Source organism: Streptomyces sp. NBC_01591 (assembly GCF_035918155.1).
Lineage (GTDB): Bacteria > Actinomycetota > Actinomycetes > Streptomycetales > Streptomycetaceae > Streptomyces.
Window position 1 is genome coordinate 4,277,868 of the sequence record NZ_CP109327.1, and the last position, 13,996, is coordinate 4,291,863.

The 13,996-nt window shown below is 71.6% G+C and carries 15 protein-coding genes and 1 pseudogene; 8 read left to right on the top strand and 8 right to left on the bottom strand.

What is annotated here, in order from left to right; translation table 11 throughout:
- Positions 1 to 19 precede the first annotated feature (19 nt).
- The 3 genes and pseudogenes from OG978_RS19905 to OG978_RS19915 form a co-directional block, all read right to left on the bottom strand.
- Complete coding sequence (locus OG978_RS19905; RefSeq protein WP_326766525.1) at positions 20 to 307, bottom strand: hypothetical protein; 288 nt, start codon at positions 305 to 307, stop codon at positions 20 to 22.
- A 17-nt stretch (positions 308 to 324) separates the two neighbouring features.
- A pseudogene (locus OG978_RS19910) lies at positions 325 to 549 on the bottom strand (VOC family protein); the annotation flags it as partial.
- Positions 550 to 671: 122 nt separating this feature from the next.
- Complete coding sequence (locus tag OG978_RS19915; protein WP_256260242.1) at positions 672 to 812, bottom strand: DUF6126 family protein; 141 nt, start codon at positions 810 to 812, stop codon at positions 672 to 674.
- A 165-nt stretch (positions 813 to 977) separates the two neighbouring features.
- Here OG978_RS19915 and OG978_RS19920 point away from each other — a divergent pair, with 165 nt between their 5' ends.
- From OG978_RS19920 to OG978_RS19930, 3 genes are all read left to right on the top strand, one after another.
- A complete protein-coding gene (locus tag OG978_RS19920) occupies positions 978 to 2,066 on the top strand; it encodes an LLM class flavin-dependent oxidoreductase (protein ID WP_326766526.1) in 1,089 nt (362 codons plus the stop codon).
- 23 nt (positions 2,067 to 2,089) lie between these two features.
- On the top strand, positions 2,090 to 2,743 hold the full coding sequence (locus tag OG978_RS19925; RefSeq protein ID WP_326770091.1) for an FMN reductase: 654 nt from the start codon (positions 2,090 to 2,092) through the stop codon (positions 2,741 to 2,743).
- A gap of 140 nt (positions 2,744 to 2,883) precedes the next feature.
- Positions 2,884 to 3,309 (top strand): universal stress protein, encoded by a 426-nt coding sequence (locus OG978_RS19930; RefSeq protein ID WP_326766527.1) that lies wholly within the window; start codon positions 2,884 to 2,886, stop codon positions 3,307 to 3,309.
- Between the two features lie 69 nt (positions 3,310 to 3,378).
- Here OG978_RS19930 and OG978_RS19935 read toward each other — a convergent pair whose 3' ends face one another.
- On the bottom strand, positions 3,379 to 3,789 hold the full coding sequence (locus OG978_RS19935) for a hypothetical protein (RefSeq protein WP_326766528.1): 411 nt from the start codon (positions 3,787 to 3,789) through the stop codon (positions 3,379 to 3,381).
- A 119-nt stretch (positions 3,790 to 3,908) separates the two neighbouring features.
- On the opposite strand from OG978_RS19935, the gene OG978_RS19940 reads away from it, so the two are divergent.
- From OG978_RS19940 to OG978_RS19955, 4 genes are all read left to right on the top strand, one after another.
- Positions 3,909 to 4,805 carry a hypothetical protein gene (locus tag OG978_RS19940; RefSeq protein ID WP_326766529.1) on the top strand — a complete coding sequence of 299 codons (897 nt, stop codon included), beginning with the start codon at positions 3,909 to 3,911 and terminating at the stop codon, positions 4,803 to 4,805.
- 169 nt (positions 4,806 to 4,974) lie between these two features.
- A complete protein-coding gene (locus tag OG978_RS19945) occupies positions 4,975 to 5,916 on the top strand; it encodes an NADP-dependent oxidoreductase (RefSeq protein WP_326766530.1) in 942 nt (313 codons plus the stop codon).
- Between the two features lie 68 nt (positions 5,917 to 5,984).
- A complete protein-coding gene (locus OG978_RS19950; protein WP_326766531.1) occupies positions 5,985 to 6,236 on the top strand; it encodes a DUF2630 family protein in 252 nt (83 codons plus the stop codon).
- A gap of 22 nt (positions 6,237 to 6,258) precedes the next feature.
- Positions 6,259 to 8,217 carry an FUSC family protein gene (locus OG978_RS19955; RefSeq protein ID WP_326766532.1) on the top strand — a complete coding sequence of 653 codons (1,959 nt, stop codon included), beginning with the start codon at positions 6,259 to 6,261 and terminating at the stop codon, positions 8,215 to 8,217.
- Between the two features lie 19 nt (positions 8,218 to 8,236).
- Here OG978_RS19955 and OG978_RS19960 read toward each other — a convergent pair whose 3' ends face one another.
- Together OG978_RS19960 and OG978_RS19965 are read right to left on the bottom strand one after the other, a co-directional pair.
- Entirely contained in the window at positions 8,237 to 8,653 is a 417-nt protein-coding gene (locus tag OG978_RS19960; RefSeq protein ID WP_326766533.1) for an RNA-binding S4 domain-containing protein, read from the bottom strand.
- A gap of 29 nt (positions 8,654 to 8,682) precedes the next feature.
- Positions 8,683 to 10,104: a hypothetical protein gene (locus tag OG978_RS19965; RefSeq protein WP_326766534.1), complete on the bottom strand. Its 1,422-nt coding sequence runs from the start codon at positions 10,102 to 10,104 to the stop codon at positions 8,683 to 8,685.
- Between the two features lie 569 nt (positions 10,105 to 10,673).
- On the opposite strand from OG978_RS19965, the gene OG978_RS19970 reads away from it, so the two are divergent.
- Complete coding sequence (locus OG978_RS19970; protein ID WP_326766535.1) at positions 10,674 to 12,134, top strand: VWA domain-containing protein; 1,461 nt, start codon at positions 10,674 to 10,676, stop codon at positions 12,132 to 12,134.
- Here the strand turns inward: OG978_RS19970 and OG978_RS19975 are convergent.
- Both OG978_RS19975 and OG978_RS19980 read right to left on the bottom strand, forming a co-directional pair.
- A complete protein-coding gene (locus OG978_RS19975; protein ID WP_442817718.1) occupies positions 12,068 to 13,270 on the bottom strand; it encodes a sensor histidine kinase in 1,203 nt (400 codons plus the stop codon). The two genes, OG978_RS19970 and OG978_RS19975, sit on opposite strands and share 67 nt — an antisense overlap.
- Positions 13,271 to 13,275: 5 nt before the next feature.
- Entirely contained in the window at positions 13,276 to 13,929 is a 654-nt protein-coding gene (locus OG978_RS19980; RefSeq protein WP_326770092.1) for a response regulator transcription factor, read from the bottom strand.
- Positions 13,930 to 13,996 lie beyond the last annotated feature (67 nt).

Genomic DNA, 13,996 nt, shown 5'->3' on the forward strand with positions numbered 1-13,996 from the left:
GCTACGCGGCACCGCGCGTTCATGTGGCATACGGGTTGCTGATGGTGTGATGCCGACGCGCGGTGGCCAGCACCCGCTCCGGAAAGCGCGGTCCGGCGACGTAGTGGCGGCCTTTCGTCCGGCCCACGGCCGTCAGCAACTGCGCCTTGGTGAGTGCCTGCAGATCCCGCGTGGCCTGCTGCGTGTTGATCGCTTCGGCCTTCTCGTAGCGGCTGCGCCGCACCCGGCCGACCATGGCCACCCCGTGCAGCGCGGTGATCTGCCGCTCCGTGACTCCGTGTGTGCCGGTCTCCTCCATCAGTTGCATCCAGCAGTCGTTGGAGCGGTGGGGTGGGGGTCGGTGGGGTGGTCGCCGCCATGGACGAGTTCGAGGTGCCAGGACGCGTCCGGGTGGCCCACCATGAGCAGGTCGTGCGTGCCGGGCTCCCGGTCCGCGTCGGCGCGGTACAGGACGTCCAGCCCGAGGCCGTCCGCCCAGAACCGCTCGGCCGCGGCGAGGTCCCGGGACGGTCGGGCGATGCGGACATGGGTCTGACCGGTGAACGGCATGGCGGCACCCTCTCTGGCGTCGGCACGCTCGGTCGCGCACCGGGGCCCGCAGCGTAGGCGGCCGGCCCGGTCGTCCGCATCGGCGGATGGTCCTGGCCCCCAGGACCCGGCCCCCGCTCACTTCACTTCTTGGCGTGCTCGCCCACGTAGAACAGGATCCAGATGAAACCCGCGAAGAGATGCGTGGCGAAGACGTAGACGAAGACGCGCAGAGCTACGCCGCGCTCCTTCCAACGCTCGCTCTCGCCGCCACTCCCGCTCACAGACCTGCCTCCGTCCGGTGCGGTCCGTGGCCGGCCCGCACATCCCGTTCAGGGTACGCACCACCCCGGATCTTCCCCGTGGAATAGGTCAGGGGGGTGCTCCGTTGTAGGGTGTGTTCACATAGTTCAACGTTCAACCAAAACGGATTTCTGGAGGCGGGCGCCATGCAGTTCGGGATCTTCACCGTCGGGGACGTCACCACCGACCCGACGACCGGCAGGACGCCGAGCGAGCACGAGCGGATCAAGGCCACCCTCGCCATCGCGCAGAAGGCGGAGGAGGTCGGGCTCGACGTCTTCGCGACCGGCGAGCACCACAACCCGCCGTTCGTCCCGTCCTCGCCGACGACCACGCTCGGCTACATCGCCGCCCGCACCGAGAACCTGATCCTGTCCACGTCCACGACGCTGATCACCACCAACGACCCGGTGAAGATCGCCGAGGACTACGCGACGCTCCAGCACCTCGCGGACGGCCGCATCGACCTGATGATGGGCCGCGGGAACACCGGGCCGGTCTACCCCTGGTTCGGCAAGGACATCCGTCAGGGCATCCCGCTCGCCATCGAGAACTACGCCCTGCTGCACAAGCTGTGGCGCGAGGACGTCGTCGACTGGGAGGGCAAGTTCCGTACGCCGCTGCAGTCCTTCACCGCGACCCCGCGCCCGCTGGACGGCGTCCCGCCGTTCGTCTGGCACGGCTCGATCCGCTCGCCGGAGATCGCCGAGCAGGCCGCGTACTACGGCGACGGCTTCTTCCACAACAACATCTTCTGGCCCATCGAGCACACACAGAAGATGGTGAACCTGTACCGCCAGCGGTACGCGCACTACGGGCACGGCACCGCCGAGCAGGCCATCGTCGGCCTCGGCGGCCAGGTGTTCATGCGGAAGAACTCGCAGGACGCGGTACGGGAGTTCCGCCCGTACTTCGACAACGCGCCGGTCTACGGACACGGGCCCTCGATGGAGGACTTCACCCGGCAGACCCCGCTGACCGTCGGCTCCCCGCAGGAGGTCATCGAGCGGACCCTGTCCTTCCGGGACGCCGTCGGTGACTACCAGCGCCAGCTGTTCCTGATGGACCACGCGGGACTGCCGCTGAAGACGGTCCTGGAGCAGCTCGACATCCTCGGCGAGGAGGTCGTCCCGGTGCTGCGCAAGGAGTTCGCCGCCCTGCGCCCGGCCGGGGTCCCGGACTCCGCGCCCGTCCACCCGGCCGTCGCCGCCCGCACCGCCACGAAGGAGGCCTGACCACCGTGTCCACCACGTCCGGCGTGTTCGCCACCGAACCCCTGCGCATCGTCGCCGTGTCGGCCGGGCTGAGCAGCCCGTCCTCGACCCGGCTGCTGGCCGAGCGGCTGGCCGGCGCCGCCCGCGAGCGGCTGCTGGCCGAGCAGGACCGCACGGTCGAGGTCCGGGTGATCGAACTGCGCGACCTGGCCGTCGATATCGCCAACCACCTGGTCACCGGGTTCCCGCCGGCCGCCCTGGACGAGGCGATCAAGGAGGTGGCGGAGGCGGACGGACTGATCGCCGTCTCGCCCGTCTTCACCGCGTCGTACAGCGGACTGTTCAAGTCGTTCTTCGACCTGATCGACAACACGGCGCTGACCGGCAAGCCCGTCGTCATCGCGGCGACCGGCGGCACCGCCCGCCACTCGCTGGTCCTGGAACACGCGATGCGCCCGCTCTTCGCCTATCTGCGGGCCACCGTCGTACCGACGTCCGTGTACGCGGCGTCGGAGGACTGGGGCTCGTCCGGCGACGAGTACACCGACGGCCTGCCGTCCCGCATCCGGCGGGCGGGCGGCGAGCTCGCGGCCATGATCACGGGCGGCCGGGCGGCGTCCGGGGCGCCGAGGACGCTCGGGCTCGACGACGAGGTGGTGCCGTTCGAGCAGCAGCTCGCCGACCTCCGGCTGGACTGAGCGCCCCCTCCGGCCGGGCGGAGGGGGCCGCCCCCGAACGCCTTGTCCGGTTTGATTAGAGTTGACGCGAAAGGTGCGTCGTACGAGCTCGCCTCGTACGACGCGTCCGCGCACTGAGCCGAACCGAGCTGGAGGCAGTGATGGGCAGGATCGTGGTGGGCGTTGACGGCTCCGAGTCGTCGATCAAGGCGCTGCACTGGGCCGTACGCCAGGCGGAGCTGACCGATGACACGGTGGAGGCCGTCAACAGCTGGGAGTACCCCGCGACGAGCTGGGCGTCGATGATGCCCGGCATGCCGGAGGACTTCGACCCGCAGGCCCTGGCGACCGTGGCCCTCAACGAGACGCTGGAGGAGGCCCTGGGCGCCGAGGGCGCGGCGGCGGTCAGCAAGATCGTGGTGATCGGCAACCCGGCACAGTCCCTGCTGGACCGCGCCAAGGGAGCGAACCTGCTCGTCGTGGGGGCGCGCGGCTACAGCGGTCTCAAGGCGACCCTGCTCGGCTCGGTCAGCCTCCATGTCACCCAGCACGCGCCGTGCCCGGTGACGGTCGTACGCGACCAGTGACGAACGAGGGCGGGCCCGCACGACCAGGTGCGGGCCCGCCCTCGCGTCACAGGGAACGCGCCGGGGAGCTCACGTCTTCTCGTGCGTGTAGTAGATGTAGAAGGTGCTGATGAACATGCCGAGGCCGACCGCCAGTCCCAGCGCCGAGGACCGCAGCACGCTCGAATCGGTCAGCCCGACCAGCAGGCCGATCGCCGCAGCCGTCAGCGCACCGTAGGCCGTCGCCCGCACCAGGGGGATCATGGTGTGCTGGATCCGGCCCAGCGCGAAGCACAGGACGGCGAGCACCACCGCGGTGATCAGGCCGTACCAGAACTGCCGGCCGCCGCTCGCGCCGTTGTTGCGGAGGATGAACGAGGCGTAGAGGCCGTACGCCGCACCCAGCGTGACGGGGATCGCCCAGGAGAGCACGCTGTGCCCGTGCGCGCGTGCCCTCGGCCCGGACCGTCCGCGAGCCGGCATTGCTGCGTGTGTGGACATGGCGGAGTTCTCCTTCCATGGCTCCCTTTCCTTCCAGGGCACACCCGGCCGCGCCGCCCGGCAACTCGGATGGCGTACGGCCCGGGGCGCGCCGCCCGTCCGCGGGATTCCCTGGGAGGGTGCGGACGTATCTCTCGGCTGGTCTCTCGGTGGTACTGGTGGTGCTGCTCGCCGTCCTCGTCCCGGTCGGCGCGCTGTCCGCCTGGGTGGATCTGGAGATCGACAACACGGACCGTTATGTCGACGCGGTGGCCCCGCTCGCCTCCGACCCCGATGTGCAGAGCACCGTCACCGACCTCATCACCGACGGGGCGATGAAGCAGATCGACGCCGGGCCGCTCCAGGACACCGTGCGCGACTTCCTGCGCCAGGCGGTGCTGTCGTTCACCACCACCGACGCCTTCCAGGACGCGTGGAACGCCGCCAACCGCACCGCCCACGAGGCAGTCACCGCCGCGCTGAACGGCAACACCGGCGAGGCCGTGACCATCGATCTGGCGCCCGTGACCGAACGGGTCAAGCAGAATCTGGAGGAGAACGGGGTGCCGTTCGCCGACCGGATTCCGGTCCAGCACACCGATATCACGCTCATCTCGGCCGACCGCGCCGACCAGCTGCGCCAGACCTTCCGCCTGCTGCGGACCGGCAGTGTCCGGCCTGCCGTGGGCACGCTCGTGGTCGCCGTCCTGGCCGTGGTCGTGGCCTGGTGGCGCGGCGGCGGCCCGGGGCGCCGCCGCTCGGTGCCCGCCGCGCTCTCCGCCACGGCGGTGGCCGGGCTCGGCTTCGCGCTCGGGGCGCTCGTGCTGCGTGCGGTGATCACGTTCTCCCGCGACCGGGTGCTGTCCGAGGTGCCGGACAGCGAGACGGCGGGGGCGGCGGCGGTGTACGACGCGCTGACGAGCTCGCTGCGCACGACGGTGTGGAGCGTGTTCGCCGCGGGGCTGGCGGTGGCGCTGTGCGCGGTGCTCGTACGGCTGCGGGTCGTCCGGGGACGGCCCGGTCCGTGCACGGGGTGAGCCGGTCCGGCACGGCTGACCCGGACCGGCACGGATGACCCGACACCCGGCAGGCGCCGACGGCGGGCGGCGCGCGCAGGCCCTCCGGGCTCGACGTGCGGCGGCGCACGGGCCGGGGAAGAGTGGTTCTCATGACTGCCGGATCGGGGGCGACTGAGAGGTCTTCCGCATGCGAGCCATAGCCGTCGGCGCATTCCGGGCCGACCCCGCACTGGTGGAGATACCCAAGCCCGAGCCGGAAGCCGGAGAGGTACGGGTCAGGATCGAGTACGCCGCGCTCAACCCGTCCGACTGGCAGACCGCACAGGGCTCCCCGGACGACGGACCGGGTCCGCGCGTGTTCCCGATGGTCATCGGTGTGGACTTCGCGGGCCGGGTGGACATGATCGGCAGCGGCGAGAACCGTTTCCGGGTCGGCGACCAGGTCTTCGGCCGGGTCGCCCGGCCGAGCGCGGCCGGTGGCGGCACGTACTGCGACTACGTGTCCGTGCCCCAGGACTCCGCCATCACCGTCGTCCCGCCCGGCCTCCCCCTCCGGGCCGCCGCCGCGCTCCCCTCCGCCGGGATGACGGCCGCCCAGATCCTGGAGATCGCGGTGTTCCGCGGCCACGAGAGCCTGCTGGTCATCGGTGCGGCGGGCGGCGTCGGCAGCTATCTGACCCAGCTCGCCTCGGCCCGCGACGTACGCGTGATCGCCGCCGTGCGCGGCGACGAGCGCAAGCGGATGACGGAGCTGGGCGCCGCCGTCACGATCGACATCACCGACTGCTCCCTCGAAGCAGCGGTACGGGAGAACTGCCCGGACGGCGTCGACGCGCTGGTCGACCTGGTCTCCACCACCCCGGGCTCCTTCGCCGCCCGTGCCGCGCTGGTGCGCGGCGGCGGCATCGCCCTCACCACGCGGGGTGTCGCCGCCCTTCCCGCGGACGTCACCGGCATCGACTTCCGGCTCGAACCCACCCCGGTCCTGCTCGACGTGCTGGCCGCGGGCGCCGCCGAAGGCGTGCTGCGGGTGCCCATCGACATCGAACTCCCGCTGGAGAAAGCCCCGCAGGCCCTCGACCGGAACCGGACGGGCGGCGCACGCGGCAAGACCGTCATCGTGCTCTGAGCCCCGTCCCCGTCCCCGCCCCCGGCCCCGTACACCGCTCCCCTCTCCCCCGAAGGAGACGAGACGCCATGGACGACAGGGAACGCGACATCATCGACGACATCGGCGGACTCATCTCCGAGGAACGGAGTCTGCGCGACCGCTCCACCCGGGAACTGGGCCTCAGCGAGGACGAGAAGTCACGGCTGCGTACCGTTGAGGTACGGCTCGATCAGTGCTGGGATCTGTTGCGCCGGCGCCGGGCGCTGAGCGAGTTCGGCAAGGATCCGTCCACGGCGGAGGTCCGCCCCGCCGAAGAGGTCGAGGGCTACCAAAGCTGAACGCACGACTCAGGGGGACGCGTTGACCGACACGGAGGCCGCAACCGGACGGCGGCGAGCGACGCCACCCCCCTGGCTGCTGAGCGGACTGCGCCCGCAGTCGTCCACGCCCATCGCCTGGGCGGCGGTCGTCCGCGCCTCCATATCCCTGGCCACCCCGCTCGCCGTCGGCTTCGCGCTGGACCGGCCTGCGTACGGCGCGCTCGTCTCCATGGGCGCGCTCTCCGGCGTCATCGGCGACACCGCCGACGCGTACCGGATGCGCATACTCAACATCGCCGTACCGCAGCTCTTCGGCGCGCTCGGCATCATGCTCGGCACGCTGGTGTACGGAACCGGCTGGGGGGCCGTCGCCGCGCTGACCCTGGTCGGTCTGGTCTCCGGAATGATGTCGACGATCGGTGCCGTCGCCTCCGTGTCCGGGCTGCTGCTCCTGCTCAACGCGGTGGTCGGCGCCGGACTCCCGATGCCGGACCCCTGGTGGGTGGCGCCGCTGCTGCTCACGGTCGGCGGCCTGTTCGTGCTCGCCCTGACCCTGCTGGCCTGGCCGCTGCGGCGGAAGCTTCCGGAGCGGGTCGCGGTCGCGGGCACCTATCTCGCGGTCGCCGACCTGCTCGCCGCCGCGGGCACCGACGCGTACGAGGAGCAGCGCCACGCCGTCACCCAGTCCCTCAACACGTCCTACGATCTGATCCTGGCCCGCCGGGCCCGCTACCACGGCCGCAGCAACGCCATGGTGCGGCTGCTCGCCCAGCTCAATGTCGTCATCCCGCTCGTCGAGGCGGCCCCCGCCGTCCATGTACGCCGGTGCCCGCTCCCGGACGAGATCCCGGCCGCGGTACGTGAACTGGCCGCCGCCGTCGAGGAGAGCCGCACCGGCCGCCCCGAGCTCACCCTGCCCGCACCGGACTCACCCGCCACCCGGGCGGTGGACAGCGCCCTGCGGCACGCGGCGGTCGTCGTGCACAAGGCCGACCCCGACCCGTACAACGTCGACGACCGGCTCGGCCGCCCCGCCGTGCTCGGGGTACGGATCCGGCGGGCCACCCGCGATGTGCTGCTCTCCGGGGCCTCGTGGCGGTACGGGCTGCGCCTGGCCCTCTGCATCGGTCTGGCCCAGGCGCTGACCTCGCTGATCCCGGTGCCGCGCTCCTACTGGGTCGCGCTGACCGTCACGTTCGTCCTCAAGCCGGACTTCGGTTCGGTGTTCTCGCGGGCCGTGCTGCGTTCGGTGGGGACGGCGGCCGGTCTCGTGGTCGCCGCACCGGTGCTCGCCGCGGTGCCGATCGGCTGGTGGGACGTGCCGGTGATGGTGGTGCTCGCCGCGCTGATCCCGGCGCTCACGGCGAAGGGCTACGCCTTCCAGACCGCGGCCATCACCCCGGTGATCCTGCTCCTGTCCGACCTGCTGAACCACCAGGGCTTCCAACTGGTCTGGCCGCGCTTCCTGGACAGCCTGATCGGCTGCGCGATCGTGCTGGTGGCGGGCTATCTGCTGTGGCCGGAGAGCTGGCACGTACGGATCGGCCACCGGCTCGCGGACGCGGTGGCGGACGTCGCGGACTATGTGGCGTACGCGTTCGAGCCGGGCCGCTCCGGCGACCGGGCGGAACGGGTGCGGGCCCGGCGCCGGATCTACCGCGACCTGTCGGTCGTACGTTCCGAATTCCAGCGCGCACTGACGGAACCGCCCCCGGTCGGCACCCGGGCCGCGGCCTGGTGGCCGCTGGTCGTCGCGGTCGAACGCATCGTGGACGCGACGACGGCGGCCCGGGTCCGGGTCAACCACGGAGCACCCGAGCCGCCGCCGGCCGAGGTCGCGGAGGTCCAGCGGCAGCTGCGGGAGCTGGCCGACGGGATACGGGCGAGCGAGGTCCTGGTGGAGGTGCGCACCGAACTCCCGGGCGACGAGGAAGGGGTGCTGGCTCCGCTGCGCCAGGAGGTGGCGGCGGCCCGGGCGATCGCGTCGCCCCAGCCGTAGGGCCTGCCCCGTGGAACCGTCACTCCGTGGAACCGTCACTCCGTGGAGCCGGCCCCCGCAACCGTTCCATCTCGCGCCGGTCCCGCTTCGTCGGCCGCCCCGCGCCCCGGTCCCGTACCGGAACCTGGATCGCCGTCTCGCGCGGCGGCGGGGGCGGGCTGTTGTCGATGAAGCACTCCGCCGCCACCGGAGGGCCGACCCTCTTCTTGACGATCTTCGACACGACCACGATCCGGTCGCGGCCGGCGTGCCGGAGCCGTACCTCGTCGCCGACGCGCAACGCCTGGGCGGGCTTGGCGCGCTCGCCTGCGACCTTCACATGACCGGCGCGGCAGGCGGCAGCGGCCTGCGAACGGGTCTTCGTCAGCCGGACCGACCAGATCCAGACGTCGACCCGAACGCTGCCCTCCGCCTGCGGCGCCTCACCGGAAACCATGCATCCGACTTTAGGGCCTGCCCGGCGGATCAGCCGAAGTCGCTGATCACTTCGGACATGTTGTAGCTGTACACCTCGCGCTTGCACGCCCCGCACTTGCTCGGCGCGTGCTCGCTCAGCGACCACAGCTGCGGCGCGAAACCGTCACCGCGCCCGTGTGCGAGGTAGAAATCCTCGGGCCCGAACGACGACTCCAGCGTCTTCGCGTTGCCGACGAGCTGGGACGTTCCGTCGACCGTGCCCGGCGTGGCCTGGAGCAGCCGGCCGTTGTCGAAGCCGTTGCTGCGGTGGAAGTACCACTTGCCCTCGTACCGCGTGACGCCCTGGATCTTGTGCCACAGGGCCTCGTTGTTGAAGGTGCCGCCGGTCGGCAGACCGTAGGCCAGGTCGGCGTTGGCCGCCGTGCCGGTCGCGCCCTCGACCGCGGCGGTCAGCGCGGTCATCGGATACGTGCCGACGCGGCCGGGGCTCGTGCCACCGTTGTTGGTGTTGCAGTACTCACCGAGAACCATGTGGTCGGTGTCGGTGCGGTCCAGCGAGATGTACGAGGCCTTCGGGCGCCCGGTGGCGTAGCACTGGTTCCCGCTGGTGGTCCCGCCGTTCTTCGCCGTGGTGAACTTCAGCGTGGCGACCTGCGGCATGACGTAGCGGTAGCCGTAGCCGTACCAGACGTTGCTCTGCCGGCCGACCCGCTTCTTGTCCACGACGTTGCTGACCAGACCGTCCGGCGTCGGGTCGTCGACGTCGGCGTTGTTGTCCGGGTTGAGGTCCATGATCTTGCGCATGTCGAAGACCCGCATGCCGTTGGCGGTGTCGGCGACGTACAGGTAGTCGCCGTACCAGACCATTCCACCGGCGTGGATGCCGTTCTGCGCGGCGCAGGAGGGCGTCACCTCGGTGGTGCACTTGCCCTCGCTCGCGTGCAGCGCGTCGAAGGAGATGTGGTCCTTGGAGTTCAGGTACGGCCAGACGAGCAGCACATGGCGGTACATCTTGGTGGCCTGGTTGAAGAAGCTGACCCGGATGCCCTTTTCGTTGCAGGCGTCCGATGCCGAACTCTGAACGCAGTTGTCGCTGCCCGAGGCGTAGTTGCTGCGGCCCGGGTTCTCCGCGTCGTAACCGGCCACGGCGATCGGCTCGGCGTTGGACGTGCCCCAGTCCTCGTCCTCCTGCGCGTCCGAGACGCCGGTGATGGCCTGCGGCACCCACTCCGAGGAGGTGGCGTCGTCGCTCTGCCAGCAGACGCGGTGGTTGACCGCCAGATCGGAGCCGTAGATACCGGCCGTTCCGCAGGCGCTCTCCCAGTCGGCGGGCCGATTGGCCTGCTCCATCAGCTCGGTGAGGCCCTGCTTGGGCAGCGCGGCGTCCAGCTTCGTGACGAGACCGGAAATGTCGGTGCTCTTCGCCAGCTTGAAGTCGGCGGCCCGGCCGGGGAGGGGGGGCGGCGGCAAGACCGGAGACGCCCGGGACGGGGGAAACGGATGCGGTTCCGGTTCCGGCGAAGTCGTCCTGCTCGGCCTCGGATTCGTCGTCGAATCCGTCGTCCGGCATGCCCTCGTTGCCCGGGTCGTCGGCGGCCTGCACCGCGGACGGGAGCGCGGACGCCGGAGCGGCGGCCGCACCGACCGCCGGGACGAGGCCGGAAAGCATCGCCCCTGCCGCGACGGCACAGGCGGCAAAACGAGTTCTACGGGATGGTTGTCCCATGTGGGAGCCCTTCTTGGTAACGCAGGCAAATAACGGACAACGGTGCGCCTGACTTTCCGTCAGATGCACCGTCCGTTCACGTTAACAAGACGACTCTGGATCGAGTGCGCACATTTGAACGACGTACATCAGGCCCGCACGGCATGCGCACAGGACTCGTTCAGGGCTCGGTTGCGGCTCAGTTCTCACACGGGCGGGCCGCACCACCGAAGGGCCGGATCCGGCCGCTAACCTTACGTATCCGCCCTGGCCAGGGATCAATTCCCGCAGGTCGGACATTTATCGCACCCAACTCACGCGAAAGGCCTCGCCCATGGGCATTCGGAGCTTGCTGCGCAAGGTGTTCGGCCGTGACCGCGCGGAGCAGGACGCGCCGACGGCCACGGTCCCGCCCCAGACCGAACGCACCGCGCCCGCGGAGCCGGCGACAGCGACAGCGGACGAGCCGGCCGCGGAGACGGCCCCGGTGCGCGAAACCGCCCCGGCCACCAAGGCTTCGGTACCGGCCCCCGCCTCTCCCCGGTCCGTCGGCGACAACAGCGGTCTGGCCTCGGACCTCGTGGCGGCCGCCTTCGACAAGGCGTCCATCCCCACGGTCCCGGCACAGGGTTCGGCCCCGAAGCCGGAGTCGGCGGAGCCGAAGGCGACGGAGGTCGTCGAGGTGGAGGTCGTCGAGGTTGAGGCTCCCGCAGCAGAGGCCGAGCCGGTCGTCGCGGAGCCGGAGCCGGAGCCCGTAGCCGCCGAGGCCGAGCCCGAGCCGGAGCCCGCAGCTGCTGAGGCCGAGCCCGAGCCCGAGCCCGTAGCCGCCGAGGCCGAGCCGGAACCCGAGCCCGTAGCCGCCGAGGCCGAGCCGGAACCCGAGCCCGTAGCCGCCGAGGCCGAGCCCGAGCCGGAGCCCGCAGCTGCTGAGGCCGAGCCCGAGCCCGAGCCCGAGGTCAAGGCAGAAACCCCCGCCCCCACCCCCGTAGCCGAAACGGCCCCCGCCGAGCCCGAGGCGCAGGCAGAGCCCGAGCCCACCCCGGCCCCCGCCCCCGCCCCCGCGCCGGAGCCCGCCCCCGAGCCCGCTCCGGTGGCCGCCGCCCCCAAGCCCGCGCTCACCCTCGCCAAGGTCAAGTCGCGTGCTCCCGGGCTCGTCGACTCGTACAAGGCGGCCCAGGCCGGGCTGAAGGCGCACGGGCTGACCGGGCTGCGCGCCACCGTCTACCTGGTCCTCGACCGCTCCGGCTCCATGCGGCCGTTCTACAAGGACGGCAGCGCCCAGCACCTGGGCGACCGCACGGTGGCACTCGCCGCGCACCTGGACGAGAACGCGAGCGTCCCCGTGGTCTTCTTCTCGACGGACATCGACGGCACCGGCACGGTCGGCCTCGCCGACCACGAGGGCCGGATCGACGAGCTGAACGCGGGCCTCGGCCGCCTCGGCCGTACGAACTACCAGAGCGCCGTCGAAGAGGTCGTCGCGCACTACGAGAAGTCGGAGGCGACCGGCCCCGCCCTGGTGATCTTCCAGACGGACGGTCCGCCGGACGCCAAGCAGGCCGCCAAGCAGGCGCTGGCCGACGCGGCGCGGCTGCCGCTGTTCTTCCAGTTCGTCGCGTTCGGCGAACAGGACGCCAAGGGCTTCGACTTCCTGCGCAAGCTGGACGCCCCGAACGCCGGGTTCTTCCACGCGGGCCCCGCACCCCAGGAGGTCGCGGACACCACGTTCTACCGCGAGGTCCTCGCCGCGCTCCCCGCCTGGATCGCGGCCCGCGACACCGCGGCCGACGCCTGATCCACCGGCAGACGTACGGTCACGGCGAGCCCGCCCCCGGGGCCCGGCACCGCCGTGACCGTACCGCCGTGCGCGACGGCGATGGAGCGCACGATCGAGAGGCCGAGGCCCGACCCGCGCCCCATCCGGTCCTTGCCCTCACCCCGCCGGAACGGCTCGAACAGCCCGGGGATGTCCGCCGCGTCCACCACGGGCCCGGTGTTGCGGACCTCCAGCAGCGCCCCGCCGCCGGCCGTCACCAGTGACACGTCCACCGTCCCGTCCGGCACGTTGTACGTGACGGCGTTGACCAGCAGATTCGCCACCAGCTGCGCGAGCAGCATCCGGTTCCCCCGCACCGTGCAGAAATGCGTATCGGCCCGCACGCCCGGGTGCCGGGCCGCCTCCTCCGCCACCACCTGCGCGAGATCCACCGTCTCCCGCTCGCCCTCGGCGAGCCCGCGCTCGCTGCGCGCCAGGACCAGCAGCCCCTCTATGAGCCGCTCGCTGCGCCGGTTGTTGTCCAGGAGCGTCTGCCGAGTGCGTACGAGATCCTCCGCGGACGGGTCGTCCAGACCGATCTGGATCGCGGCCCGCTGGGTGGCGAGCGGGGTCCGCAGCTCGTGGGAGGCGTTGGCGATGAACCGCCGCTGACTGTCGAACGCCTTCTCCAGCCGGGCCAGCAGCGCGTCGAGCGTGTCGCCGAGCTCCTTCAGCTCGTCGTCGGGACCGCTGGACGCGATCCGCTCGTGCAGATTGTGCTCGGAGAGCCGGCGCGCCTTCGCGGTCATGGCGTGGACGGGACGCAGCACCCGCCCCGCGGTCCACCAGCCCACGGCGACCGCGCAGGCCGTCATCACGAGCAGCGAGGCCACGGACCAGATGAGCATCTGTTGCCCGGCCGCGTCGCTGACGTGGTCGGTGAGGTCGTAGACGGTGGGCGGCCCGAGACTGCGCCGGGTGACGAGCGGACCGTTCACCGCGTAGCCGGGCTGGACGACCGCAGCGGTGCGGGCGATGTCGCGCGCCTGGGAGTCCGTACCGGCGCGGGAGGCGAGGTTGACGGTGGCGAGCAGCGCCGTGCCGAGGATCAGGAACACTCCGCCGTACACGAGCGCGATCCGGGTCCGGATCCTGGAGTGCGGCACCTGGGCCAAGCGCCTCACAGGGCGTACCCCACGCCCTGCACCGTACGGATCAGCGCCGGTTCCCCGAGCTTCCCGCGCAGCTTGCTCATGCAGACGCGCACCGCGCCGGTGAAGGGGTCGGCGTTGGCGTCCCAGGCCCGCTCCAGCAGTTCCTCGGCGCTGACGGTCCCGCCGTCGGCCTCCAGCAGCAGCTGGAGCACCGAGAACTCCTTCGGCGAGAGGTCCAGCTCCCGCCCGTCCCGCGAGGCGGTACGCCGTACGGTGTCGAGCCGGATGCCGTGCCGTTCCAGCTGCGGGGGAACGGGGCGGGCGCTGCGCCGCCGCAGCGCCCGTACCCGCGAGACCAGCTCGGGGAACTCGAACGGTTTGCCCAGGTAGTCGTCGGCGCCGAGGTCGAGCCCGGCGACCCGGTCCTCCATGGAAGCGGCGGCGGTGAGCATCAGGATCCTGGTCCGGGAGCCGGAGGCGACGAGGCCGCGCGCCACGTCGTCGCCGTGCACCCGCGGCAGGTCGCGGTCGAGGACGACGACGTCGTAGTCGTGCAGCCCCAGGTAGGCGAGGGCGGCGTCACCGCTGTACACCGTGTCGACGGCGAACCCGGCCCGCCGCAGCCCGGTGGCGACCAGCTCCGCCAGGATCTCCTCGTCCTCGGCGACCAGTACCCGCATCGTGATGTCCCCTGCCTCGTCCACGCGTGTCCGCTCCCTCCCAGGATGCGTCTTTGTTACGGGAAGG